Source organism: Mesorhizobium sp. C268A, assembly GCF_040324475.1.
Classification (GTDB): domain Bacteria; phylum Pseudomonadota; class Alphaproteobacteria; order Rhizobiales; family Rhizobiaceae; genus Mesorhizobium.
In genome coordinates this window covers 1,015,827-1,040,019 of the sequence record NZ_JAMYVX010000001.1, presented here as the reverse complement: position 1 = coordinate 1,040,019, position 24,193 = coordinate 1,015,827, and the positions used below count along the sequence as shown (strand labels likewise).

Sequence of the window (24,193 nt, the reverse complement as noted above, 5' to 3'; positions counted from 1 at the left end):
ATGGCCGATGTCCTGTTCTACCACCTGACCGAATCGACGCTGGAGGATGCGCTTCCCGGCCTGCTCGAGCGCAGCGTCGATCGCGGCTGGCGCGCCGTGGTGCAGACCGGGACCGAGGAGCGGCGCGATGCGCTCGACCTGCATCTGTGGACATTCAGGGACGATTCGTTCCTCGCGCACGCGACCGACCGTGAAGCCCATCCGGCCGAACAGCCAATCCTGCTCACCACGAGCGACGCCAACCCCAACCAGGCGCAGATACGCTTCCTCGTCGATGGCGCCGCACCCGCCGATCTCGCCGGCTACGAACGCGCCGTGTTCCTGTTCGACGGCCATGACGCGGCCCAGGTCGAAGGGGCGCGGACGCATTGGAAGGTGTTGAAAGAAGCGGGCCACGCTGTCACCTACTGGCAGCAGACGCCCGACCGTCGCTGGGAGCGCAAGGCGTAAGTCGCGTTATCGGTCGCTGATCGTAACCTTGTTTATCTTCGCGCCCTGCGGGAGATCTTTCACCTGCCGATGGATTTGGCCGGCGATATGCACCTTCACAACGAAAAACGTCGTTTCCATCTCTCGCAGACTCATTTCGCCGCCAAGCACCGGCGGCTTCTTGAAATCATAGCATTGGCCGGCTGCCGGAATCAGTCGGTTCTTTCGGGCGGCAACGACAAGGCCCGCCAGCAGCAACTCGTCGCGGCGCGCTTCATTCTGCAAGTCGGCCTGAAATTCCGCCCAATGACCCGCAATTCTGGTCAATTTCCCGTCGAGCATATCGAGATGACGAACCGACCCGTCGCCGGCACGGAAAAATATGTCGCCGAAAGCTGACACCGCAGCTGGTTCAAGGCCATCCAGTCCGATCCACTTCCAGCCGTCCAACGCTTCCGCGACTTCGTTCGCAGGTGGTTCGATAAAGAGGAACTGATAGTCATGGGGCCATTCGGCTCTGATCAAGCCCCCTGTATTGGCTCTGTTGGCCTCGGCTTTTCCTTCCTGTCTGGCGTCGGACGCGCCAAAAATTGAAGAAATAAAGCGGAAAAAAGATCTGGCCATAATCGCCCCCGTACGGGTCTTTATACTTGCGAGAGATTCTAGCCGCAATCCACTGAAGGCTCCATAGTTCCCACGCATTCGTCTTGATGATGGCCATCACATTGGATCCGTTTTATGGATTGACTGGATGCAGGCTCATTGGGCGGGCTGAGAATGCGGATCAGGATCATCGGAACCGGGCGGGCCGTGCCGGCTCGATGCGTGACGTCGCGCGCCCTCGATGCGCGGCTGGGGTTTGGCGATGGACATTTCGAGGCCGCGACCGGCGTCATCGAACGCTATGTCTGCGACGCCGAATCGCAGGTCGACCTTGCTTGTGCCGCAGCCCGTCTGGCGCTTGCCGATGCCGAACTTGAGGCAGGCAGTGTCGATCTGGTCATCGGCGGTTGCGGCGTGCCTTACCAGCCGTTGCCGTCGACGGCGCCGCTGGTCATGCAGCGCCTCGGCCTTGCCGATGGGTCGGCGGCCGCTTTCGACGTCAACAGCACCTGCCTGGGCTTCCTCACAGCCTTCGAGACCGCGTCGCGCCTGATCGAGGCCGGGCAATGCCGGACGGCGCTGGTGTTCTCGTCTGAAATCGCCTCGCGCGCGCTGCCGTGGCAGGACCAGCCGGAAATTGCGGCCCTCTTCGGCGATGGCGCGGCGGCCGCCGTGCTGCAACAGGCAGCCCCTGCCGAGGGTCGAGTCGCGGCCAACCTGATGCGCACCTACCCTTCCGCCTATGCGGCCTGCAGCATCGGCTCCGGCGGCACCCGGTTCGACTTTCATCGTGAGCCCGAGGAATTCGCCCGCCACAGCCTGTTCCACATGGAGGGTAAGGAACTGTTTCGCGTTACGTCACGCCATTTCAACGGCTTTGTAGCGGAGTTGCTCGATCGCGCCGGCTGGCGGCACGACGATGTCGACCTCGTCGTGCCGCATCAGGCAAGCCCTTTCGCGCTCGCCCACATGGCGCGCCAGACGGGCTTCGCCAGGGAAAAGCTCGTCGACATCGCGGCGCGCTACGGCAATCAGATCGCCGCTTCCATCCCCTTTGCGCTCGACGTCGCGCGCCGCGAACAACGCATTGTGCCCGGCGCCAAAGTGCTGTTCCTCGGCACCTCGGCCGGCGTGTCGTTCGGCGGCATGGCGCTGGAAGCATGACCGTGGGACGCGTCCTCGTCACCGGCGCTAGCGGCTTCCTCGGCGCGCATGTCATGGCGCGGCTGGCTGCACTGGGCACACCGGCGCTGGGTCTTGGCAGGGACGCCAAACGCTGCGCGGCGCTCGAAGCCGCTGGTCATCGGGTCGTTCGGCTCGATTTGTCTCAACCATTCGATGCAGCTGCCGCGCGCGCTCTCGACGGCGTCGATGCGATCATCCACTGCGCGGCACTTTCCGCGCCCTTCGGCAGGTTGGCGGATTTCCAGACGGCAAATGTCACAGCTACCCGCAACCTCAGCGATTTCGCGCGCGGGCAAGGCGTGCGCCGCTTCGTCCATATCTCCAGCCCGACGGTCTGTTTCGCCTATCGCGACCAGCTCGGAGTTTCCGAGAATGCGGCCTTGCCCCCTCCGGTCAACCACTATGCCCGCACCAAGCGGCAGGCCGAGGAGATCGTGCTGGCGGCGCCTGAGATCAGCCCGGTGGTGCTGCGGCCGCGCGGCCTCTACGGTCCCGGCGACCGCACGCTGCTGCCGCGTCTGCTGCAGGTGGCACGGCAGCGCCCGCTGCCGCTGTTTCGCGACGGCAAGGCGCGCATCGATCTCACTTATATAGAGGATGTCGTCGATGCGGTGCTTGCCGCGCTGTCCGCCGGCAGCGCTGCCGAGGGACAGATATTCAACATCTCCGGCGGCGAAGTGGTGCCGGTCCGCCGCATTGCCGAGGCGGCCTGCGCCCGCGCCGGCGTGCAGCCGCGCTGGCGCAGAATGCCGCTCTGGCCCGCCATGCTGGCGGCCGGGATAGCGGAGACGGTAGCGAATATATTGCCCGGCCGCCCGGAACCGCCGGTGACGCGCTACGGTCTTGGCCTGTTCGCCTATGCGCAGAGCCTCGATCTTTCCAAGGCAGGCCGCATCCTCGGCTGGGCGCCGAAAGTGTCGTTCGAGGAAGGGCTCGATCGCACATTCGGCAAGGCGATGGAAAGCAGGGGGGCAGCGTGAAGATCGTCTTCGCCAACAGCGCCTCTGTCGGCGCAGCCGAGCGCCTGATCCTGCGCGGCGGCAGCTGGGCGAAGGTCAGGCTACGTGTCCGCTACGGCCTGATCATGCATCCGCGGGCCGGCCCCGTCCTGATCGACACCGGCTACACGCCGCATGTGACACAAGGCAGTGGGCGCAGCACGGCGCTGCGTCTTTACAGTGCGATCCTCCGGCCCCAGCTCAACGAAGCCGAGCAGCCGCTCGCGGTACTGGCGCGCTTCGGCCTGTCTTTGCAGGATGTGCGCACCGTCATCGTCACGCATTTCCATGCCGACCACATGTCGGGCCTGTCGCTGTTTCCCAACGCTCGGCTTATCGCCAATGACACCGCCTGGGCGCGGGCGAAGGCCAAGACTTCCCTGCAGAATCTGCGCCATGGCGTCTTCAAGGAACTGTTCCCGTCTGACTTCGAGGCCCGACTCGACGGGCTGTCGTCGAAGCGGCAGGTCGAGCCGCGTGGCGGCGTACCGGGCGGCGCCGATCTGTTCGGCGACGGCAGCGTCATCGCAGTCGGTCTGCCCGGCCATGCCGATGGCCAGTTCGGCCTTTCGTTCCCCAATCTGGAGCGGCCGCTGCTCTACGCCGTCGATGCGCAATGGCTGATCAGAGCATTGGTGGAAAACCGAACTCCCGGTCTGCCTGCAACCCTGCTGGCCGAGGATGCCGCCGCGATCGAGCCGACCAGCGTAATGTTGCGTCGGTTTCTGGCGACCGGCGGCGAGGTTGTTCTTTGTCATGATCCGGCGGTGACGGCCTACGATGTGGCCGGAGAGAGCGCGTGAACGGGCCGGCCGAAGCGATCCGCTCGTTTGCGCTGACGCAATGGGTTTCGCGCAAAAGCCGCGAGAGTTTCGAGCGCTGGCAGGCGCAAGCCTTGCGCCGCTTTCTCGACCGCGACCTGCCGCGCGCGCCGTTCTACGGCAAGGCGCCGCGTCTTCTCGGCGACCTGCCGGTGACCGACAAGGCGACGGTGATGGGCAATTTCGAGCGCTTCAACATTCATGGCGTCTCGGCCGCCGAGGCCTGGAAGGCGCAGGCCGGCGATAGCCGCATTGGCGAGCTGACTGTCGGCTCCAGCACCGGCACGTCGGGCAATCGTGGCCTATTCGTCATTTCCGAGGCGGAAAAATACCGCTGGCTGGGCACCATCCTGGCCAAAGCCGTGCCCGATCTGCTCTGGCGCCGGCAGCGCGTTGCGGTGATCCTGCCGCAAAACACCGGGCTCTACGATAGCGCGCGCAAATCGCGGCGTATCGACCTGCGCTTCTTCGATCTGACGCGCGGTCCGGAGAGCTGGCGCGGCGCTCTCGAAGATTTCGCGCCGACGGTGATCATCGCGCCGCCGAAGATGCTGCGGCACTTCGCGGCCGAGGGCTTTAGGCTCAAGCCGCAGCGTGTCTTCAGCGCCGCCGAAACGCTCGACCCGGTTGACCGGCCGGTCATCCAGGCATTCTTTGGTCGTCAGCTCGACCAGATCTACATGGCGACGGAAGGGCTGTTCGCCGTCACCTGCCGCCAGGGCGGGCTGCATCTGGCCGAGGATTCGGTGTTCTTCGAGTTCGAACCGGCCGGCGACGGCCTGGTCATGCCGCTGATCACCGCCTTTCGCCGCCGGACCCAGATCATGGCGCGCTACCGGATGAACGACTTGCTGCGGCTGTCCGAAAAGCCATGCCGCTGCGGCTCGCCGCTGCGCACGCTGGACGAGATCGTCGGCCGCATGGACGACGCTTTCCGGCTCGCCTCGCCGCACGGGCAGCTCCTCGTCACGCCCGACATACTACGCAATGCGGTGCTCAAGGCCGACCGGCGCATCGACGATTTCCGCCTGGTCCAGACCGCTGAAGATGCAATCGAACTCAGCCTGGCCCCCGGGCTTGCCGACGAAGCCGCCACCGCCGCCCATCAGTCCGTGCGCAATTTGCTGGCGGCGCGCCAGGCGACAGCTTCGGTCAGCCTTGTTCGCAGGGACCTGCCGTTGGAGACCGGCCGCAAACTGCGTCGGGTCGAATGCCACCTGGGAGCGGCATCATGAACCGGCTCGCTATGTTGCCACTCGATCAGACGAACCGGGTAGAAAACAACCCGCGTGAGGTCGAAGCCTTCGTTCAGCTTTTCAACGAGGTGCCGGTGCGCGACCTCGTGCGCAATCTGACAGTGGCTGTCGAAACCTTCGAGATCGCCGGCCGCTCCTTTCCGCTGACGCTGAACGACAGAAGCGAAGCGCCGAACTGCTACATCTGCTGCCCGTCCAGCGCCTATATCGACTATGCCATCGACGAGACCCGCAATTTCGTCTCCTCGCCCTTGCTGCAAAAAACGATGCGGATGCTGATCGGCCTGTGCGCGCCGCTGGTCAGGATGAGCGGCCTTGACCATCAGGTTCAGGTCAACAACTGGCTCTATTCGACCAATCCGGTGCCGCTGCTCGATCGCAACGCGGTCGCGGCGATGCGCGACGATCTCACCGCGCGTTTTCCCGATCGCGCTGTTCTCATCCGCTCCCTGAACGAGATCGCCGATCCCTCGACAATCGCAGTGCTGAAGGCGGAGGGTTTTCGAATGCTGGCGGCGCGGCAGATCTACATCTTCGCCGGCCGCGGTTCGGCCATGACCAACGACATGAAGCGCGACCGCAAGCGGCTGCGCACGACGCCGTTCGAGCGGGTCGGCAATGGCGACTTCACCGAGGCCGACTATGCGCGCGCCGAAGCGCTCTACCGGATGCTCTATCTCGACAAATACACGCCGCTCAACCCGCACTACACCGCCCGCTATATCGGCGAGACGCACCGTCGCGGCATCCTGCAACTGGCAGGCCTGCGTCGTCCCGGCGGTGAACTGGTCGCCGTCGCCGCTTTGTCTCAGAACGGCAGGACACTGACGCAGCCCATCGTCGGCTACGACACCGGCCTCCCGGTGAGCGAAGGCCTTTACCGCATGATGATGGCGCTGGCTCAGGATCATGCGACGGCGCACGGCCTGTTCTTCAACATGAGCGCCGGTGCCGCCGCCTTCAAACGCTTGCGCGGCGCCGTGGCGACGGTGGAATACAACGCCGTCTATGCTGCCCATCTGCCGCGCCGCCAGCGCGCGGCAGTGCGTATCATGGAATCTGTGCTCGCGAAGATCGGCATTCCTCTGCTCAGGAGATTTGAACTTTGAGCGAAGCCCGGCAGCAAAAAGACAAAGACTATTGGCAGGCGGTAGTGCGGTCTGCCGATATCAAAGCCAAGCCGAAACGCATCCTGTTCGATGGCACGCCGCTGGTGCTGTTCCGCTCGGCGCAGGGGATTGCAGCCCTCTTCGACCGCTGCGCTCACCGCCTGGTCGAACTCTCGACCGGCAAGGTCGTCGGTGGCGAGATCGAATGTCCCTATCATGGCTGGCGCTACAATGGGGAAGGGCGCTGCACCGCCATTCCCGGCCATGTCGGCGACGTCCCGCATTACCGTATCCGCCGCTACAGCGCGATCGAGCGCGACGGCGTCGTCTTCGTCTCGGCAGGCACGCCTGAGGGCGAGCCCTATCTCCATTGCATGCAAGGCAAGGATGTCGTCGTGAAGCGGGTGCGAAGCTCGGCGCGATCGACGGTGCTCGACGCCGCCGAGAACATTCTCGACGCCACTCACACTCACTTCACCCACAAGGGTGTGCTGCGCGGCCTGACCGCAAAGCGCCATCTCGTGCGCGTCGAGGTGACCGGCGGCAAGGGCTGGGTCGAAAGCTGCTACACCGGCGAGGACCGCCAACAGGGGCTGGTCAGCCGGCTGCTGGAAGGCGAGCGCGCCAGGACCATCGGCCGCTACCGCCATCCCGGCATCGTCGAACTCGAATATTGGGGCAAGGGCGGCTTGGCGCTGGCGACCACTTTCCATTTGCGTCAAGCGGACGAACGGACCGTCGGAGGCGTCGGCTGGCTGATCGGCCCGCGACAGGGCCTGTTCGGCGAACTCAAGGCGCTTGCTTTCCGGCCGCTCTTTGCCTTTGCCCTGCAGCAGGATCGCCGTGTGCTGAAATCGGCCAGCGACAACGCCCGTATATCGCCGCAGGTTCAGCCGGCGATCGGCCCGCTGGATTTCCTGCGCCGCGACATAGCGGCGATCATCGACGGCAAGATGCCACCGGCGGCGGCAGAGCCGAGGGTGTACCAGATCGAGCTGTAGGAAAGCGCTCTATTCAGTCCTGCTCCGGCCCGTTCCACTCGATATCGCGCGTCGACGCGGCCTGAAGGCTGATGCGCTGGCTGATCGCCGTCCCGGCGATCTCGGCCAGCGTGCGCCACTGCGCCCGCTTCGGCGCGGGGTCGCCCGGCCAGTCGAGCAGCTCATCGGCATCGTGCATCGCCTGGCGAAAGCTGCCGAGACCACCGGAGCGCAGTGCCGCCGGCATCCCGTAGATCCACATCGCAAGCCTCACCGTCTGCGGCGCCGTCACGTCGGGCTTCACCTCGGCGCCATCCTCCAGCACCGCGTCGGCGAAGCGCCGCGGATCGCGAAAGAAGTGCAGGCCGCTCACGGCGCGCGGATTGCACTCCAGTGGCAGCACCGTGCCGTTATTCTCGCGCATCAGGTCGAAGGATATCTGGCCGGTCCAGCCGGCGCCGGCGACGAAGGTTTCGACGAAGCGCCGCGCCGCGATATCCTCGACCGGCTCGAAACAGATGCCGGCGCCCTTGCCGGCGCGATAGAGCGAACGGTAGAGCGCCAGCGCTTTGAGTTCACCCTCGATCGCCACCGCATAGGCGCTGATCTCTTCACCGGCGATGTAGCGCTGCGCCACCCAAGGAGCGGCGGGCGAGGGGCGGACGGCGTCGAGTTCGTCCGGCGATGGCCGCAGCAGTACGTCACGGGCAAAACGTGACCACACAGGTTTGAACACCAGCTCGCGCGATTGGCCACGAACGCCGTCGAGATCGGCCTCGCTTTGCAGCAGTATCGTTTCCGGCACGTCGAGCCCAAGGCTCTGCGCCAGCCGGATGAAGGCATGCTTGTCGTGAACGCGGGCGAGCATCGCCATCTCGGGTGCGAAGAGGCGGGCCGGCATGGCGCGGTGCTGCCAGAGACGACCGAGATAAAAGACTTCCTCGCAGGTCGGGATAACGAGTTCGATGCCTTCCGCGCGGACAAGCGCTTCCACCGCCTTGGCATAGGCGTCGGCGGCAAAGCGCGGCGGCGGCAGGCGATTGTAGGCGGCGCAGGCCGTGCTCGTTGCGGCGATCGGCCGGGCCGGGCTGTCGGCCAGGATCACCCGGCAACCGGCGCCATGCAGCAGCCGCGCCAGGTGCAGCGCCACCGGCGCGCGGGCACCGGTGATCAGCACGGTGCTATTGGGCATGAGCCACCGGCATCGGTTGGAAAAGACGAGTCGATGCTTCTGCGGAAGGCTTCATTCGCCATAAGTGCCACATGGCTTGCGTGCCGCCAACGGACTCCACAAAGGTGGCTCCGCTGCGTCAGCCATCGCTTTTTGGCCTTCAGGGCGTTATTGGCAATCTGTCGAACACCCGGATCTCCTCAATGCGCTTTCTGTTTGTCCTGATACTGCTTGCCGGCGCCGCCATTGGCTTCGTGTATCCCTGGGCCATGAGCAATTTCTCCGGCCACGAGATCGGCACCTGGCGCGTCTACGACCAGGGACGGTTTAGGCCTGTGACGGTGACGCTGAAAGCTGGCGACGCGCCGGTCAGAGTGCTGGTCGACCTGACGGCAAAGGCCGAGCGCATTGTCTCGCAGCAGCGCACCGTGCTGACGCTGACTGCCGCCACAGCCGGGCGCACGGTGCTTGCCTCGACGCTGCAATTCAACCACGCCGACAATCCGCGCCAGGTCAGCCCGCAACTGCCCGACAAGATCTTTCGCGACGAGGCCGGCGTGATCGAAACCGTCAGTCCCGGCGCCTATCTCTTCACCGCCGGCCTGGGCGACGCCGACGATATCCCGATACGCGCAGTGGATCTGATACTGCGCTCCGGCTCCGGTGAGATCGATCAACGCGCACGGCCGGTCGGCTACGGGCTGATGGCCGTCGGCCTGATCGGCTTCCTGCTTGCTCTGGCTTTTGGCGGTCGCCGGCCGGAGAACCCGAACTCGAAGCCGCCACCGCCGCGTTGGGGCAGAGGCTCCTCGACATGAGCGCGGCATGAACTACCGTCACGCCTATCACGCCGGCAATTTCGCCGACGTCGTCAAGCATGTCGTGCTCAGCCTTCTGCTCGACTATCTGAAGCAGAAGGACAAGGCGTTCCGTGTCGTCGACACTCATGCCGGCATTGGCCGCTACGATCTGTCGTCGGCGGAAGCGCAAAAGACCGGTGAATGGCAAGGCGGCATCGGCCGCCTCATCGACGCCCCGATCGAAAAATCGGCGGCTGCGCTGCTTGCCCCCTATCTTGAAGCGGTGCGTTCGCTCAATCCCGATGGCGGGGTGAAGAAATATCCGGGCTCGCCATTGATCGCCAGGCACCTCATGCGAAAGCAGGACCGGTTGTCGGCGATCGAACTGCACGAGGCAGATGCTGCCAGGCTGAAGACGCTGTTTGCCAGCGATTTCCAGACAAGGGTGATCGAACTCGACGGCTGGCTGGCGCTTGGCGCGCATCTGCCGCCGAAGGAAAAGCGCGGCCTGGTGCTGATCGATCCGCCGTTCGAGGAAGCCGGCGAATTCGACCGCCTGGTCGATGGCATGCAGAAAGCGCACAGGCGCTGGCCGGGTGGCATCTACGCGCTGTGGTATCCAATCAAGGACCGCAAAGCGATCATCGCCTTCCGCAAGGCGCTCAAGCAATCCGGCGTTCCAAAACTGCTCGACATCGAGTTCGAGATCCGGCCGGCATCGCGTGAACCAAGCCTCGACGGCAGCGGCATGGTGGTGGTCAACCCGCCCTTCACGCTGGAGCGCGAACTGCGCATCGTGCTGCCGGTCCTGCACAGATTGCTGGCGGTCGAAAAGCCGGCGCACTGGTCGCTGGAATGGCTGGCCGGGGAGTAGCGACGCTTCGCAGCGGGCGACGCCCGCGGCAAAGACACAAAGTCGCTAGAAGTTTTGACGGTGGCGCCATCCGCGAATGCTCAGCTGTGTTCAACCAACCGAAACCATGGAGATGCACATCTAATCGGCTTGGCGTTGACGCTAATCCCAGAATCACATAGATAGATATCTAATTATTAGATTTCGAATCGAAGCCAAGATCGACAAAAAAGGAACTGGTCAACGCGATAGGCTTCGCGATGTCGCGCTGGCAGGATGCCGTTGAAACGTTCGATGGGACCGTTGCCGAAATCTATGTGCTGAGCGCTGCCGAGCGCCGCTGTCTCGGCGCGATCAGTCACGGCCCGCGGCCGGCAAACGTCGTAGCGAGGGAGACAAATCTCACGCCGGCGGCGGTTACGACGTTGATTGACCGGCTGGAAAAGCGCGGCTTCGTCAGCCGCCAGCCGGATCCCGATGACAGGCGCAAGGTCATGGCAGCGGCGGGCAAGAAGACCGAGGAACTCGTCCGGCGCTGCTACCATCCGATCTTCGAGGCAGGTGCCGCATTGCTGGAGAAATACACGGTGGCCGAGATGCAGTTTTTGCTCGGCTTCATCGAAGAGGTCGAAGCGATGCAGAAGGCGTAGACCGAGAGGCTGCGCGGGCAAAGCAAAACCGGTGCGTTGAGAGAAGGCATCGGAGGATGGTCCGGCGAAACGCCGGTCCGGTTTCAACTATGTACTGTCAAGGAGAGACCCTATGCCCCGTATGATCTTCGTCAACCTGCCCGTCGCCGACCTCGCTGCGTCGATGGCCTTCTACAAAGCTCTCGGTTTCGACAACAACCCGCACTTCACCGACGCCACCGCAGCCTGCATGGTGCTGAGCGAAACGATCAACGTCATGCTGCTCACCCATGCCAAATGGCGTCAGTTCACCGATCGCCCCATCCCACCGGCCACCTCGAGCGAGGTCATGCTTGCCGTGTCCTGCGACAGCCGCGCGGCGGTCGATGCGATGAATGAGGCGGCGGCTAAAAATGGCGGCGCCGCCGACATCAACGCCCAGCAGGACTATGGCTTCATGTACAATCGCAGCCTGGCCGATCCTGACGGCCACGTCTGGGAAGCGATGTGGATGGACCCGGCCGCCGTACCGCAGGGCGACGCCAAGCAAAGCTGAACCGGGTTTCGGCGCCCCGCCGGCCATGGCAGGCCGCTTCCTAAATGGGCAAGGCGAGCTTTTTCAAAGGCTCAGAACGTGGTTTCACAGCTTCGCACCGGCAAAACCGGTTGCGGAGCGGGAAACCATCGTCAGCGCGACCGCTTGACCGCGCGCCGCCGAATCCGCAAAGTGGGCGCAGTCGACCTTTGAGAGGCTGCCATGACTCGCTTTGCCAAATCCGCTCTTGCTGCCCTGATTTCGCTTTGCACGCCGCTGGCCGCACCCCTTGGCCAGCCAGCACAGGCCGCCGACCTTTCCGTCTATTCCGACGAGGACAGCGGCGTTTGCGGCGAGGCATGGGTGCTAAGCAAGATCTCCAGCCGCTTCTCCTACCAGGTGCATCACGTGCCGCATCTGCCGGATGTTTCGATCACCGATTTTCAACGCATCCACCAGCATCGCTATCTCCCGGCCAGCGAAGAATGGCCGATCGGCCGCCGCTATTGCGGCGCCACCGTCAGCCTTTCCGATGGCCGCGCCCGCACCATCTGGTACTTGATCGAGGAAGGCCAGGGTTTTGCCTCGATCGGCGACAATGTCGAATTCTGCGTCTCGGGCTTCGACCGCTGGATGGTCTACAACGGCCGCTGCCGCGTCCTGCGCTAAGGTCGGATAAGAACCGCCGTCGAACCTGCCATCTCCCCGCAAGGGGGAGATCTGATGTCGCTCCGGATTCGCCAATCTCCGAACTGCTGCCGCTGCCTCACACCGCCTTCCCACCAGATACGTAAGCGCAGATCAGCTCGACCAACTGCTTCTGCAGTTCCGGCGCGTCGAGCATGTCTCGCCGCGCGGCATTGTGGATGACGCCCTCGACCGCTGAGGACAGCACCCGGGCCACGGTCTCATTGTCCTTCCTGCGCCTGCGATATTGCGCCACCGCCGCCGTGTAGTGATCCAGATAGCGCGACTGGAACGAGGCATGGGCGGCGCGTGAGCCGCGATCGCCCGGCGCCTCGTCGAGCAGCACCTGATGCAGCGTCGGATGGATGCTGTGCGCATCGATCATGCCGCGCACCAGCTCCTGCGCGAATCGCTTGAGCGGCTTGTCGCCTTCTGCTGATTCGGCGATCACCGACAGCACCTGATCGAAATGTCGCCGGCGAATTGCTTCGACCAGCGACAGCTTGTCGGGAAAATATTGATAGAGCGAGCCGATGCTGACGCCGGCCGCATCGGCCACCTTGTTGGTGGTGAAGCCGGCCCAGCCGAGCGCGCTCAGAACATGAGCACCGGCTTCGATGAGCGCCTCGACCGTCGCTCTCGAACGCGCCTGGCGCGGCTGCTTGCGCATGCGTGAGCGCGGCTTTGCAATGCGAGTAGACATGTCTGCTCCAGCAGCCAAGAATATAGACAACATACTCACATTTCTTGCAAAGGATATAGACCATGGACGCGCTGGATTTGCTCCGCAGCCTCGTTTATCAAGCCTGGGCGAATGGTGAATTGCTGGAGAAGCTTGCGGGCCTCGACCAGCAGGAGCATGTCGATCAGCGTCACACAGCGACCCGTCTCATCAACCACAACCTCGTCGTATCGAAGATATTCGCCGCGCATCTTTCCGGCACGCGTCATGGCTATCCGTCCGAAAACACCGAGGACACACCGGCACTCGATGAATTGAGCGCTGATGTCGCTGCGATGGATCGTTGGTATCTCGACTATATCGAAGCCGTCTCGCCAAAGCTCATGCCAGAGCCTGTGCCTTTCACCTTCACCGACGGCGACAGGGCGATGATGTCACTCCAGGAAATGCTGACACATGTCGTCACGCATGGCGGCTATCACCGCGGCGAGATCGGGCGGATCCTGATGCGGATTGGCATTGCGCCGCCGTGGGATACGTTTGCCGTCCACCTCCACCACGCCGAGCCTTCGCGCCGGCTGCAGGTGCGCGAGCGGGTTGGCGCTTAGGGCCTGCACCCCTTGGCTTCCAAGGGATCGCGGCTTCCCGGGAGGAGGATTCCCTGATCTTTCGTTTCCCATTTCCGTTGGGCATCTCTTGCGCCGAAGCTGGCGATCTCCCTTCTCGTCTGGGAAACGTCCGACACAACAGGCTGTCCCTTCAAGTGCTGTCTTCCTGGCTTCCATCCAACCACTTTCGATATACGAGTAAAAAGCTCGCGTCTAGTTTAGTGCTGTTCCTGCAACCGTTGGGATGAAGCAAGATCAGCCTCTGCGGTGCGATGATTGTTGCCATCCGATAGGCCGCCAATGACCGCGTGAGATCGACGGCGTTGCAAGAGAATGTGAGCTTGACGAGAAGATCGTGTGAGTCGCGATATCAGAGATTTCTCTCGCAACAGTTCGCTGCGAAGCGGGAAGATTCTTTGCCGATTTCTGTGCCGATCATTGCGATCATGCTCTCAGCGTAACCGAAACTTACTCTGAGAAATTCTATGTAATGCTTCGCTGGCTAGATACGCACGAGTCAGATATGCATTAGCTCGCCGGGTCACTCACGGCCATCGGCACAAACGCAAGGGGCATCGCATGGCAAAGACCACGACGAAGGCGCCGGCGGCGAAAGCGCCGGCAAAGAAAGCGGCACCGAAAGCTGCCGCGAAACCTGCAGCAGTAAAGAAGGCAGCACCGAAGGCAGCGGCAAAGCCGGCCGCCAAGGCAGCGGCAAAGCCGGCAGCTAAGGCAGTAGCAAAACCCGCCGCCAAGGCAGCAGCGAAACCCGCCGCCAAGAAGCCGGCCGCCAAGGCTGTGGCGAAGCCTGCTGCGAAGGCAGCAGCCAAGCCCGCCGCCAAGAAGCCGGCAGCCAAGGCAGCGGCAAAACCCGCCGCCAAGGCTCCGATGAAGGCCGCCGCCGCCAAGTCGACGGCCGCTGTGAAGAAGGCTGCACCGGCCAAAAAGCCAGCCGCCAAGAAGAAGTAACAGCGGTCCATCTCAAAGCTCCCGGGAACTTTGCCGACTGGCAGATTCCCGGGAGCTTTTTTGTTGTGATTTAGGTCTTGTTTTGATGCATGTCGTTCTCTCGAAATTGACGCCACTTCTGTGAGACATGCATGGCGATTTCATTGTCGGCGGATTGGCCGCCTGGTTTTGCCCTTCTGGCAGTTGCTCCCTCAGGGAAGATCGGCCAACACTAAGGCGGTCGCATTCGATGGGGTTCAGGCGACACGCTCTAGACCTTTGTTTTACGCGCGTCGTTCTCAAGACCGGAATCGCATTTTTGAGCGACATGCACTGGCCGTCCGAAAACAGGGAACCGATCATGCCGAAGCTGCTCTACGCGTCCTCATCCCCCTACAGTTCCAAGGTGCGCATGGCAGCACTCCATGCCGGCATTGCCGTCGAGCTCGTGCCGGTCAAGACCGAGGACAAGCCTGCTGAACTGATGTCAGCCAATCCTCTCGGCAAGATTCCGGTGCTGGTGCTCGACGACGGCCGCTCGATCCATGACAGCCGCGCGATCACTCAGCATCTCAACCGCGCTTCGAAGAGCCTGTTGTTGCCGCGCAATGCCGACAAGCGCCTCGAGGCCGAAGTGCTGGAGGCGCTGGCCGACGGCATATGCGACTGCGCGCTGTCGATGGTCTATGAGCGGCGCACGCGTCCGGAGGAGATGGTCTATCAACCCTGGCTCGATCGCCAGTGGACCAAGATCACCGCCGCACTCGATTTCCTCAACGCCAATCCGCCGAAGCTGCCGAAGAAGATCACGCTTGGCCAGCTGGCGTTGCGTGCCTGCCTCGGCTACCTCTCTCTGCGCTTCGCCGGCAAATGGGAAAAGGGCCGCGGCCGCCTGACCCGCTGGGCAGCGCGTTTCGATGAGAAGTTTCCGGGGCTGAAGGTGGCTGTGCCGGCCTGACGGGCGAAACAAAAAAAGCCGGGCGCGAGGCCCGGCTTTCTGTGTCGTGGCTTGAACGACAGTTAGAACTTCATACCGACGCCGAAGGTGACGCGGTTGTCGCTCTCTTTGACCTTGGTGCCGACACTGTCGAAGCTCTTGGAACCGAAGTCGGTGTAGCGGTACTCGACACGGCCGAACACATTGTCGGTGATCTTGATGTCGGTGCCGACGCCGGCCGTCCAGCCGAGCATGGTGTTGCTGTCGCTGTCGCCGGGGACCGAGACCTTCTGGTTCTTCAGGGCGCCGCCGCCGGTGCCGTAGAGCAGGATTTCCGGGGTCACGGCGTAACCCAGACGGGCGCGCAGCGAGCCTTCGAAGCCGCCCTTGGAATTGACGCCGCCGCTGTCACCCTTGACGCCATTGTAGCCGAGATCGGCTTCAGCACCGTACACGAAGTTTTCCTGCTGCCACTGGTAGCCGCCGAAAACGCCGCCGACAAAGCCCTTGGTCTTGATGTCGGGGCCGCCGTCCTGGACTTTGGCATGACCGCTGAAGCCGTAGCCGGCGCTGAGACCGGCATACGGGCCGGCCCAGGAAGCGACGGGGAGCTCGGCGATCGGGGCTGGCGCCGGGGGCTCTTCCGAGACGACATCGGCAGCAAAAGCGGTACCGCTGAGGGCGAAGAGCCCGAGCGCAACCGCGAGCGGCGCGAATTTGAGATTGGTTTGCATTGTTGTTTACTCCTTAAGCCACAAGACACGTAGGCTTGTTTGTCCTGAGCGCCATCAACCCGTCCGGGGGGTGAAACGGATCTGGCACTCAACGGTTCCGAATGTCGTGTCAAAATGCGGCGGCAGCGAACCTCAAAATGGGTCATTCCCCGGCACGAATGAGGCGGAAGCTTGACGTTGCATCTTCGCAACAGCGAAATGTCAGTACGCAGGCGATGCTGCACTGCACTCGGCTTGGTGCAACGGGTTCAGCGTCCTATATTGCGGTCCTGCCGACCCGAATCCGGGGCGGTGCCGGCGGCGAAAAAGCCGTTTCGCCACATTCCTGCCCCAGGTGGAAACGGCATTTAACCCCTGGACGCGTCACAATGTGCCGCTAGCCGAATTGAGGCGCAGATTGAGGATTGACAGATGATCGAAGCCGCCGGAACGGCGCTGGTGACGGGCGGGGCGAAGCGGATCGGCAAGGCGATCGTCGAGGATCTGGCCGCGCACGGTTTTGCCGTCGCCATCCACGCCAACCGCTCGACCGCCGAGGCCGACGCGCTGGCTGCGAGCATCAGGGACGGAGGCGGCCGCGCCGGCGTGGTAGCCGCCGATCTGACCGACATGGATGCGGTTGGCGATCTCGTCGGCCGCGCCGCGGCAGCGCTCGGCCCGGTCACGCTTCTGGTCAACAATGCGTCGCTGTTCGTCGACGATAGCGTCGAGGACTTCGACTGGGCGGCATGGGACCTTCACTTCGCCATCCATGTGAAGACGCCGGCGCTGTTGGCGCAAAACTTCGCCCGCGCCTTGCCGTTGGGGCAGGAGGGGCTGATCGTTAACATCATCGACCAGCGCGTCTGGCGACCGACGCCGCGCTATTTCTCCTATGCGCTGTCGAAGTCGGCCTTGTGGACGCAGACCGAAATGCTGGCGCAGGCGCTCGGTCCGCGCATCCGCGTCAACGCCATCGGTCCCGGTCCGACGCTGAAGAATGCGCGCCAGGACGATGATGATTTCCAAAAGCAGGTCGATGGCCTGATTCTGAAGCGCGGCCCGCAATTGGCCGAATTCGGCGCCACCATCCGCTATCTCTGGGATGCGCGCTCGGTGACCGGCCAGATGATCGCGCTCGACGGCGGCCAGCATCTTGCATGGCAGACGCCGGATGTGACAGGCATGGTGGAATGAGTCCCGCAGACCAGAAACACAAGACGCGCGCCGGCGCCGCTGACGATATGCCGCCCGACATCGAGCTTGAGGATGAGGCGGTCGAGGAGATCGTCGACCCCGAGGCCACCGGGCCCGATGTCGCCTTCACCGCGATCGACTGGGCGCCGCATGCCGGCGACGCCGACGGCATGGTCGGCGCCGAAGTCATCCAGACACTGGTCAAGCGGCTGCCCAATGCGCCCGGCGTCTACCGCATGATGAACGCCGCCGGCGACGTGCTTTATGTCGGCAAGGCGCGCAGCCTGAAGAAGCGGGTGACCAATTACGCGCAAGGCCGGTTCCACACCGCCCGCATCGGCCGCATGGTGCGCGAGACATCGACGATGGAGTTCGTCGTCACCCGCACCGAAATCGAAGCGCTGCTGCTCGAGGCCAATCTCATCAAGCGCTTGCGGCCGCGTTTCAATGTGCTGATGCGGGACGACAAGTCGTTCCCTTACATCCTGTTGACCGGCGATCACATTTCGCCCGGCATCTACAAGCATCGCGGTGCGCGCTCGCGCAAGGGCGACTATTTCGGACCTTTTGCGTCGGCCGGCGCGGTCGGGCGCACCATCAATTCGCTGCAGCGCGCCTTCCTGCTCAGGAGCTGCACCAACTCCTTCTACGAAAACCGCACCCGGCCGTGCCTGCTCTACCAGATCAAGCGCTGTGCCGGTCCCTGCACCGGCGAAATTTCGCATAGCGACTATGCCGAGCTGGTCAGCGAGGCGAAGGATTTTCTGTCGGGCCGCAGCCAGAAGGTGAAGACCGAAATCTCTGCGGCCATGCAGCAGGCCTCGCAGGAGCTCGATTTCGAGCGCGCCGCCATTTATCGCGACCGGCTGGCAGCGCTGTCGCATGTGCAGAGCCATCAGGGCATCAACCCGGCCACGGTCGATGAGGCCGATGTCTTTGCCATCCATCAGGAGGGCGGCCAGGTCTGTATCCAGGTGTTTTTCTTCCGCACCGGCCAGAACTGGGGCAACCGCGCCTATTTCCCCAAGGCCGACCCGGCACTGGAGGGGGCGGAAGTGCTGGGCTCGTTCCTGGCGCAGTTCTATGACGACAAGCCGACGCCACGGAACATTCTGCTGTCGCGAGGCGTCCAGGATCAGGAACTGCTGGCCGAAGCGCTGTCCACCCGCGCCGGCCGTAAAGTGTCGATCTCGGTGCCGCAGCGCGGCGAGAAGAAGGATTTGACCGACAACGCGCTGCAGAATGCCCGCGAGGCGCTCGGCCGCCGGCTGGCCGAAACCTCCACGCAAGGCCGGCTGCTCGCCGGCTTTGCCGAGACCTTCGGCCTGCCGAAGCCGCCGGTGCGCATCGAGGTCTATGACAATTCGCATATTATGGGCACCAACGCCGTTGGCGCCATGGTCGTCGCCGGGCCGGAAGGGTTTGTGAAGAACCAGTACCGCAAATTCAACATCCGCTCGACCGAGATCACGCCCGGTGACGATTTCGGCATGATGCGCGAGGTGATGGAACGGCGCTTTTCGCGGCTGCTGAAGGAACATGGCGATGTCGTTCCCGACGACGCGGCAGCCGGTGGAGCAGGCGACGACATCGAAGAAGACATCTCCGGCAGCTTCCCGGCCTGGCCCGACGTCATCCTGATCGATGGCGGCCAGGGCCAGATGAGCGCGGTGCGCAAGATCCTCGCCGACCTCGGCATCGAGGATCGCGTGGCGGCCATCGGCATCGCCAAGGGCCAGGACCGCGATGCCGGCCGCGAGCGTTTCTTCGTCAGAGGCAGGGACTCGTTTTCGCTGCCCGTCCGCGATCCCGTGCTCTATTTCGTCCAGCGGCTGCGCGACGAGGTGCATCGCTTCGCCATCGGTTCGCACCGCGCGCGGCGCAAGAAGGAATTGGTCAAGAGCCCGCTCGACGAGATCGCCGGCATCGGTCCCGGCCGCAAGCGCGCGCTGCTGCTGGCCTTCGGCACTGCGAAGGCGGTCAGCCGCGCGGCAGTCGAGGATCTGGTCAAGGTCGACGGTATTTCAGAGCAGGTCGCCAAGCTCGTCTACAATCATTTCCATGAGAGCTGAGCGCCGGTGACGCCGCTGTCCCGATCAAATGGCAGCAGCCGTTCTTTTCTCGCAGGCCACTCGAATCCCGGCAATCGCGCGCTATTTTCGTCTGGCCAATCGAATCTCGCCTGTTGACCCCCTACATCCGGTTCTGATTTGAGTACGCAGGCAGAAAGAGTCCCTGAGATATGGCCAAGCGCGCGTTCAACCTGCCTAACATGCTTACCTATGCCCGCATCGTCGCGGTGCCGCTGGTGGTGCTGTGCTTTTTTCTCGAGGGGCATCTGAAATCGAGCGACTTCGCCCGCTGGTCGGCGTTGATCATCTTCCTGCTGGCTTCGATCACCGACTATCTCGACGGCTATCTGGCGCGCGCCTGGCAGCAGACGTCCAACATCGGCAAGATGCTGGATCCGATCGCCGATAAACTGCTGGTCGCCACCTGCCTGCTGCTGCTCGCCGCCGACACCGACCGCCATGCCGGCATCGCAGGCTGGTCGTTGTGGGCGGCAATCATCATCCTGTGCCGCGAAATCCTGGTTTCGGGGCTGCGCGAATATTTGGCGGCATTGAAAGTCTCGGTGCCGGTGACGCAGCTCGCCAAATGGAAGACCGCCATCCAGATGGTCGCCATCGCCTTCCTGCTGGCTGGGCCTGCCGGCGACAAGATCTTCCCGCTGACCACGCAGACCGGACTGGTGCTGCTGTGGATCGCAGCCCTCGTCACGCTCTACACCGGCTACGACTATTTCCGCGCCGGCCTCAAGCACATCATGGACGAGTGAGATGATCACCCGGCTCATTTATTTCGCCTGGGTGCGCGAACGGATCGGCAAGCCGGAAGAGGATGTCGAACTGCCCGCCGGTATCGAGACGGTGGCCGACCTACTGCGCTGGCTGAAATCGCGTGGCGAGGAATATGAGCACGCGCTGCAATATCCTGATGTGATCCGCGTCGCCATCAACCAGGAACATGTCGAGCATCGCGAGAAGATAGCCGGCGCGCGCGAGATCGCGCTGTTTCCGCCGATGACCGGGGGCTGACACCATGTCCGGCGCGCCGACGGTGCGCATCCAGCGCGACGATTTCGACGTTGCCGCCGAGATCGCGAAACTGACCGAGGGTCGCGCCGACATCGGCGCCGTGGTGTCCTTCTCAGGACTTTGCCGCGACGAGCAGGGCCAGCTGTCGGCCGTGGAACTCGAGCACTATCCCGGCATGGCCGAGGCCGAAATCACCCGCATCGCCCGCGAGGCACTTCAGCGCTGGCCGCTGCAAGGGCTGACCGTCATCCATCGCCACGGCAAGATCGCACCGGGCGAAAACATCGTGCTGGTGGTGGCGGCGTCCTCGCACCGGCAGGCGGCGTTCGAAGCGGCCAATTTCCTGATGGATTTCCTGAAATCGCGTGCACCCTTCTGGAAGAAGGAGCACCGCGTCGACGGCACCGATGGCGGCTGGGTCGAGGCCAAGGACGCCGACGACCAGGCTGCGGCGCGCTGGAAGGCGCGGCCCGAATAAATCTCGGCGCAGCCATGTATTGACCGCATTCCCTTGGCCAAATCGCATCGGCAAAAAGGGAGCAAGGGCATGCTGGACAGGATCGCCGAATTCTTCGTCTTCGGTTTTGTGCCGCTGGTTATCGGCGTTCTGGCCGTTCCCGAGCCTTCCGTCGCCGCCGAGAAAACCCTGAAGGGCGAGGTGATGTATCGCGAGCGCATCGCGCTGCCGCCCAACGCCGTGCTGTCGGTTCAACTTGCCGATGTATCGCTGGCCGATGCGCCGGCCGCCATTGTCGGCGAGCGCAAGGTAGCGCCGGCCGGCCAGGTGCCGATCAAGTTCGAGATCAGCTTCGATCCAACGGTGATCCGGCCCAACATGACCTATGCGCTGCAGGCGCGCATCACCGCCGACGACAAGCTGCTGTTCGTCACGGACTCGCGCTATCAGGTCGATCCGCTCAGCGAGGCGCCGCAGGCCATTGTGCTGAAAATGGTGGCGCCGAGCGACAAGCCGACCTCGGCCTCGCTGTTCGGCCAGAGCTGGCTAGTCGAATATATCGACGGTATCGGCGTGATTTCGGAGCCGCAGGCGACGTTCCGGGTCAGCGAAGCCGGCAAGGCGGGCGGCAGCGGCCCGTGCAACGCCTATTTCGCCACCGCCAAGGTCGATGGCGAGACCATCGTCATCAGCGACATCGGCTCGACCTACAAGGCCTGCGCGCCGGAGATCATGGCCGAGGAAAAGGCGCTGTTCGAGGCGCTCGCCAAGGCGGCGTCATACCGTGTCGATGGCGGCAAGCTGATCATCGCCGACAAGGACGGCCGTGACATTTTGCGATTCAACGCAGCGAGCTAAGATCAAGACTGCGGCGGCGGCGGGGGCGCCGGCGTCAGGCCGAACCGGCGCATCAGGTCCATCAGCCTGGTGCGGTCTGGCGGGCCGCCAGTGCTGAAGATGGCGAAGGCCTCGCGAAAATATTCCGGGCCGATCGCCGCCGGCGTCACCACGCACAGCACCTTGGCGGTCGCGGCGGTGTCGTTGTCGAAGCGGTGAACCGCGCCGCGCGGAATGCACAGCGCCTGGCCCGGCCCGATATCGTGCCGGCGTCCGTCGACGGTCAGCATCAGCACGCCTTCGATCCCGTACATCGTCTCTTCATAGTGATCGTGGCTGTGCGCCGGGGCGGGCAGGCGCTGCGAGCCGGCGACGGTCAGTTCGAAGGCGGCGATGCTGCCGTTCGACTGGTCGCCGGTAAGCAGGAAGCGCACGGCAAGGCCGCCATGGCTGATTGTCTCGTCGGCCGGATTGACGCTGATCTGGCTAGCTCTGTCTAGCATTTCACCCTCCCATGTGGTAAATCGGATTTACCGAAATGAGTAAACTCAATTTACCCGAGTGTCAATGCCATTATCCAGGGAAGAAACGCCAAAGAAGCCACCGCTGATCGGTGCACTGCTGCGCGTTCCGGCCATGGCCATTCACCGCAAGCTGATCAGGGATCTCAGGGCGTCGGGTTTCGAGGACCTCAGCCCGCCGCATATGGCGGTGATCCAATATCCCGGCCCGGATGGCCTTCGGCCGAGCGCGCTCGCCGAGCGCGCCGCGATGAGCAAGCAGGCCATGAATCAACTGCTGAAGACGCTGGAAGCGATGGGTTATATCACTCGCTCGGCGGCACCCGATGAGAGCGGCGGGACCGTCGTCCACTTCACCGACCGCGGGCGCGCCGCATACCAGAAGATGGCCGACATCCTGCTCGACGTGGAACGGGAATGGGCCGAGGAACTGGGCGAGAAGCGTTTCACGGAGCTGAAAACGCTGCTCGGCGACCTCTGGGACACGCCGCTCATCCGTTGAAAGCGGCAGCCGGGACCTGACCAAAGAAAAAGGCCGGCGAAGTGCCGGCCTCTTGCATACATTGGTTCGCGTCGGCTCAGCCGACGATCTCGGTGTCGGAGAACCAGTACTTGATCTCCTGCGCGGCGGTTTCCGGCGCGTCGGAGCCGTGCACGGAATTCTCGCCGATCGACAGCGCGTGCACCTTGCGGATGGTGCCTTCGGCGGCGTTGGCGGGGTTGGTCGCGCCCATAACTTCGCGGTTCCTGGCAATGGCGTTTTCGCCTTCCAGAACTTGCACGATGGTCGGCGCCGACGACATGAATTCCACCAGTTCGCCGAAGAACGGACGATCCTTGTGGACGGCGTAAAAGCCTTCGGCCTCGCGGCGGCTCATCCACACGCGACGTGAGGCGACGACGCGCAGGCCGGCCTCTTCCAGCATCCTGGTGATGGCGCCGGTAAGATTGCGCCGGGTCGCGTCCGGCTTGATCATGGAAAAGGTGCGTTCGAGCGCCATGGGGTCGTCCTTGTCTTGAGATGGAAAGTCTTGAGATCGGAATGTGGAGTGGCGGGCTCTATACAAGCCGCCCGGCCCATTGCCAAGGGGACGCGCCCCGGCAGCGTTATTCGACCGCGACCGCCCGCATGGCTGTTCGCAACGCTCTGGTCAAAGGCAAGGCTTTGCGGGAAAATGGCGATTGCGCAGGCACGCACGGCTTCGAAGGGAAATCAGCGGAACGGAAAGACATCGGACCATGTTTGACGGGACGCGCTGGCCCTACCTCCACCTCAGACCGGGCGACATAAAAGGGAGCCTTTGGATTATCGGCATCTTGGCTGCCGTGGGCCTTGTTCTGCTGCTCTTTTCGGGTCACCGCACAGATACGAATATCGGTTTCGGGCCTGAATGGCAGTGCACTCCGATGCCGAAGGGCGACCCGATCTGCGTCAAGCTCATGGCCAAGGAAGAGACGAAGTGATGGGCAGCTTTACCGCCTGATCACTACCGGCGGCCGCCGGCGCTCCCAGCCCTCGCGTTCCAGCGTCGGCAGATCATGCTCCTCGCTGGCATAGCCGAGGCAGAAATAGCCGATCAGCGTCCACTCAGGCGGGGTGTCCAGGATTGCGGCCATCTCGGCCGCGTCGAGGATCGACACCCAGCCCATGCCGATGCCTTCCGCCCGCGCCGCCAGCCACAGCGTGTGCACCGCCATGACGGCCGAATAGTCGATGGTTGCCGGCATCGTCATGCGGCCGAGCCCATGGCCCTGTTGCGTCGTGCGGTCGGCGAAAACCGCGAACTGGCAGGGCGCTTCATTGAGACCGGCGAGCTTCAGCCGGGCATAGAGAGCGGCGCGCTCGCCTGAAAAGCATTCAAGAGCTTCGGCATTGCACCGCTCGAAACAGTCTCTCACCGCGCCCCGCCGCTCGGCGCTCTCGACCACCACGAAGCGCCACGGCTGGCTGAGACCGACGGACGGCGCGATGCTGGCAAGCTCCAGCAGCCGCTCCAGCGTACCCTCGGGCAAAGCCGTCCGCTCGAAGCGCCGCACATCCCGGCGCCAGCGCAGCAGCGTGACCAGCCCGGCGCGAAAATCATCGGTGAAATCGGGGGGTGGTGGCATGGCGATCAGGAGACTTGTGTGGGGAATAGG

General features: G+C 63.5%; 30 protein-coding genes. 23 read left to right on the top strand and 7 right to left on the bottom strand.

What is annotated here, in order from left to right:
• Positions 1–450 carry a DNA polymerase III subunit chi gene (locus NKL06_RS05330; RefSeq protein WP_023672739.1) on the top strand — a complete coding sequence of 150 codons (450 nt, stop codon included), beginning with the start codon at positions 1–3 and terminating at the stop codon, positions 448–450.
• 6 nt (positions 451–456) lie between these two features.
• Here NKL06_RS05330 and NKL06_RS05325 read toward each other — a convergent pair whose 3' ends face one another.
• A complete protein-coding gene (locus tag NKL06_RS05325) occupies positions 457–1,053 on the bottom strand; it encodes a T6SS immunity protein Tdi1 domain-containing protein (protein ID WP_023693959.1) in 597 nt (198 codons plus the stop codon).
• 201 nt (positions 1,054–1,254) lie between these two features.
• On the opposite strand from NKL06_RS05325, the gene NKL06_RS05320 reads away from it, so the two are divergent.
• From NKL06_RS05320 to NKL06_RS05295, 6 genes are read left to right on the top strand one after another with little or no spacing between them, the layout of a single operon-like run.
• Positions 1,255–2,196, top strand: coding sequence for a 3-oxoacyl-[acyl-carrier-protein] synthase III C-terminal domain-containing protein (locus NKL06_RS05320; RefSeq protein ID WP_245263167.1), 942 nt, complete (start codon positions 1,255–1,257; stop codon positions 2,194–2,196).
• Positions 2,193–3,197: an NAD-dependent epimerase/dehydratase family protein gene (locus tag NKL06_RS05315; RefSeq protein ID WP_031195192.1), complete on the top strand. Its 1,005-nt coding sequence runs from the start codon at positions 2,193–2,195 to the stop codon at positions 3,195–3,197. The genes NKL06_RS05320 and NKL06_RS05315 overlap by 4 nt, the downstream gene beginning before the upstream one ends.
• Complete coding sequence (locus tag NKL06_RS05310) at positions 3,194–4,018, top strand: MBL fold metallo-hydrolase (protein WP_023693957.1); 825 nt, start codon at positions 3,194–3,196, stop codon at positions 4,016–4,018. Before NKL06_RS05315 ends, NKL06_RS05310 begins: the two co-directional genes overlap by 4 nt.
• Positions 4,015–5,271, top strand: a complete 1,257-nt coding sequence (locus NKL06_RS05305) for a F390 synthetase-related protein (protein WP_023689100.1) — start codon at positions 4,015–4,017, stop codon at positions 5,269–5,271. Before NKL06_RS05310 ends, NKL06_RS05305 begins: the two co-directional genes overlap by 4 nt.
• Complete coding sequence (locus NKL06_RS05300; protein WP_023807788.1) at positions 5,268–6,401, top strand: GNAT family N-acetyltransferase; 1,134 nt, start codon at positions 5,268–5,270, stop codon at positions 6,399–6,401. The genes NKL06_RS05305 and NKL06_RS05300 overlap by 4 nt, the downstream gene beginning before the upstream one ends.
• Positions 6,398–7,402, top strand: a complete 1,005-nt coding sequence (locus NKL06_RS05295; protein WP_023693955.1) for a Rieske 2Fe-2S domain-containing protein — start codon at positions 6,398–6,400, stop codon at positions 7,400–7,402. Before NKL06_RS05300 ends, NKL06_RS05295 begins: the two co-directional genes overlap by 4 nt.
• A gap of 13 nt (positions 7,403–7,415) precedes the next feature.
• Here the strand turns inward: NKL06_RS05295 and NKL06_RS05290 are convergent, their stop codons facing one another.
• Positions 7,416–8,573: an ATP-grasp domain-containing protein gene (locus NKL06_RS05290; protein ID WP_031208680.1), complete on the bottom strand. Its 1,158-nt coding sequence runs from the start codon at positions 8,571–8,573 to the stop codon at positions 7,416–7,418.
• A gap of 182 nt (positions 8,574–8,755) precedes the next feature.
• Here NKL06_RS05290 and NKL06_RS05285 point away from each other — a divergent pair, with 182 nt between their 5' ends.
• From NKL06_RS05285 to NKL06_RS05265, 5 genes are all read left to right on the top strand, one after another.
• Positions 8,756–9,370, top strand: coding sequence for a hypothetical protein (locus tag NKL06_RS05285; RefSeq protein ID WP_023693953.1), 615 nt, complete (start codon positions 8,756–8,758; stop codon positions 9,368–9,370).
• Positions 9,371–9,377: 7 nt separating this feature from the next.
• The gene (locus tag NKL06_RS05280) at positions 9,378–10,226 is read left to right on the top strand and encodes a 23S rRNA (adenine(2030)-N(6))-methyltransferase RlmJ (RefSeq protein ID WP_023693952.1); all 849 of its coding nucleotides are present in this window, start codon (positions 9,378–9,380) and stop codon (positions 10,224–10,226) included.
• Positions 10,227–10,465: 239 nt separating this feature from the next.
• Positions 10,466–10,855, top strand: a complete 390-nt coding sequence (locus tag NKL06_RS05275; protein WP_023693951.1) for a MarR family winged helix-turn-helix transcriptional regulator — start codon at positions 10,466–10,468, stop codon at positions 10,853–10,855.
• A gap of 112 nt (positions 10,856–10,967) precedes the next feature.
• A complete protein-coding gene (locus NKL06_RS05270; RefSeq protein WP_023693950.1) occupies positions 10,968–11,390 on the top strand; it encodes a VOC family protein in 423 nt (140 codons plus the stop codon).
• A gap of 201 nt (positions 11,391–11,591) precedes the next feature.
• Positions 11,592–12,038 carry a hypothetical protein gene (locus NKL06_RS05265; protein WP_023673457.1) on the top strand — a complete coding sequence of 149 codons (447 nt, stop codon included), beginning with the start codon at positions 11,592–11,594 and terminating at the stop codon, positions 12,036–12,038.
• A 97-nt stretch (positions 12,039–12,135) separates the two neighbouring features.
• Here the strand turns inward: NKL06_RS05265 and NKL06_RS05260 are convergent, their stop codons facing one another.
• Complete coding sequence (locus tag NKL06_RS05260; protein ID WP_031198064.1) at positions 12,136–12,759, bottom strand: TetR family transcriptional regulator; 624 nt, start codon at positions 12,757–12,759, stop codon at positions 12,136–12,138.
• A 62-nt stretch (positions 12,760–12,821) separates the two neighbouring features.
• On the opposite strand from NKL06_RS05260, the gene NKL06_RS05255 reads away from it, so the two are divergent.
• The 3 genes from NKL06_RS05255 (at position 12,822) to NKL06_RS05245 (ending at position 15,252) form a co-directional block, all read left to right on the top strand.
• A complete protein-coding gene (locus NKL06_RS05255) occupies positions 12,822–13,346 on the top strand; it encodes a DinB family protein (RefSeq protein WP_023693948.1) in 525 nt (174 codons plus the stop codon).
• A gap of 579 nt (positions 13,347–13,925) precedes the next feature.
• Positions 13,926–14,315, top strand: coding sequence for a hypothetical protein (locus NKL06_RS05250; protein ID WP_023673454.1), 390 nt, complete (start codon positions 13,926–13,928; stop codon positions 14,313–14,315).
• A gap of 340 nt (positions 14,316–14,655) precedes the next feature.
• Positions 14,656–15,252 (top strand): glutathione S-transferase family protein, encoded by a 597-nt coding sequence (locus NKL06_RS05245; protein WP_023689091.1) that lies wholly within the window; start codon positions 14,656–14,658, stop codon positions 15,250–15,252.
• A gap of 62 nt (positions 15,253–15,314) precedes the next feature.
• Here NKL06_RS05245 and NKL06_RS05240 read toward each other — a convergent pair whose 3' ends face one another.
• Positions 15,315–15,965 (bottom strand): outer membrane protein, encoded by a 651-nt coding sequence (locus tag NKL06_RS05240; protein WP_023673452.1) that lies wholly within the window; start codon positions 15,963–15,965, stop codon positions 15,315–15,317.
• Positions 15,966–16,376: 411 nt separating this feature from the next.
• On the opposite strand from NKL06_RS05240, the gene NKL06_RS05235 reads away from it, so the two are divergent.
• From NKL06_RS05235 to NKL06_RS05210, 6 genes are all read left to right on the top strand, one after another.
• On the top strand, positions 16,377–17,141 hold the full coding sequence (locus NKL06_RS05235) for an SDR family oxidoreductase (protein ID WP_023693947.1): 765 nt from the start codon (positions 16,377–16,379) through the stop codon (positions 17,139–17,141).
• The gene (uvrC, locus tag NKL06_RS05230) at positions 17,138–19,213 is read left to right on the top strand and encodes an excinuclease ABC subunit UvrC (RefSeq protein WP_023693946.1); all 2,076 of its coding nucleotides are present in this window, start codon (positions 17,138–17,140) and stop codon (positions 19,211–19,213) included. The genes NKL06_RS05235 and uvrC overlap by 4 nt, the downstream gene beginning before the upstream one ends.
• A gap of 170 nt (positions 19,214–19,383) precedes the next feature.
• A complete protein-coding gene (gene pgsA / locus NKL06_RS05225) occupies positions 19,384–19,980 on the top strand; it encodes a CDP-diacylglycerol--glycerol-3-phosphate 3-phosphatidyltransferase (RefSeq protein ID WP_023673449.1) in 597 nt (198 codons plus the stop codon).
• A 1-nt stretch (position 19,981) separates the two neighbouring features.
• Positions 19,982–20,239, top strand: a complete 258-nt coding sequence (gene moaD, locus NKL06_RS05220; RefSeq protein ID WP_023673448.1) for a molybdopterin converting factor subunit 1 — start codon at positions 19,982–19,984, stop codon at positions 20,237–20,239.
• A 4-nt stretch (positions 20,240–20,243) separates the two neighbouring features.
• The gene (locus NKL06_RS05215; protein WP_023693945.1) at positions 20,244–20,717 is read left to right on the top strand and encodes a molybdenum cofactor biosynthesis protein MoaE; all 474 of its coding nucleotides are present in this window, start codon (positions 20,244–20,246) and stop codon (positions 20,715–20,717) included.
• Between the two features lie 69 nt (positions 20,718–20,786).
• The gene (locus NKL06_RS05210) at positions 20,787–21,554 is read left to right on the top strand and encodes a YbaY family lipoprotein (protein ID WP_023693944.1); all 768 of its coding nucleotides are present in this window, start codon (positions 20,787–20,789) and stop codon (positions 21,552–21,554) included.
• Positions 21,555–21,556: 2 nt separating this feature from the next.
• Here NKL06_RS05210 and NKL06_RS05205 read toward each other — a convergent pair whose 3' ends face one another.
• Positions 21,557–22,036, bottom strand: a complete 480-nt coding sequence (locus NKL06_RS05205; protein ID WP_023693943.1) for a cupin domain-containing protein — start codon at positions 22,034–22,036, stop codon at positions 21,557–21,559.
• Between the two features lie 64 nt (positions 22,037–22,100).
• On the opposite strand from NKL06_RS05205, the gene NKL06_RS05200 reads away from it, so the two are divergent.
• Positions 22,101–22,556: a MarR family winged helix-turn-helix transcriptional regulator gene (locus NKL06_RS05200; protein WP_023693942.1), complete on the top strand. Its 456-nt coding sequence runs from the start codon at positions 22,101–22,103 to the stop codon at positions 22,554–22,556.
• A 76-nt stretch (positions 22,557–22,632) separates the two neighbouring features.
• On the opposite strand, the gene ndk is transcribed toward NKL06_RS05200, so the two are convergent.
• Entirely contained in the window at positions 22,633–23,055 is a 423-nt protein-coding gene (ndk, locus tag NKL06_RS05195; RefSeq protein WP_023673443.1) for a nucleoside-diphosphate kinase, read from the bottom strand.
• Between the two features lie 238 nt (positions 23,056–23,293).
• Here ndk and NKL06_RS05190 point away from each other — a divergent pair, with 238 nt between their 5' ends.
• On the top strand, positions 23,294–23,518 hold the full coding sequence (locus NKL06_RS05190; RefSeq protein WP_023693941.1) for a hypothetical protein: 225 nt from the start codon (positions 23,294–23,296) through the stop codon (positions 23,516–23,518).
• A 9-nt stretch (positions 23,519–23,527) separates the two neighbouring features.
• On the opposite strand, the gene bluB is transcribed toward NKL06_RS05190, so the two are convergent.
• Entirely contained in the window at positions 23,528–24,163 is a 636-nt protein-coding gene (gene bluB / locus NKL06_RS05185; protein ID WP_023693940.1) for a 5,6-dimethylbenzimidazole synthase, read from the bottom strand.
• Positions 24,164–24,193 lie beyond the last annotated feature (30 nt).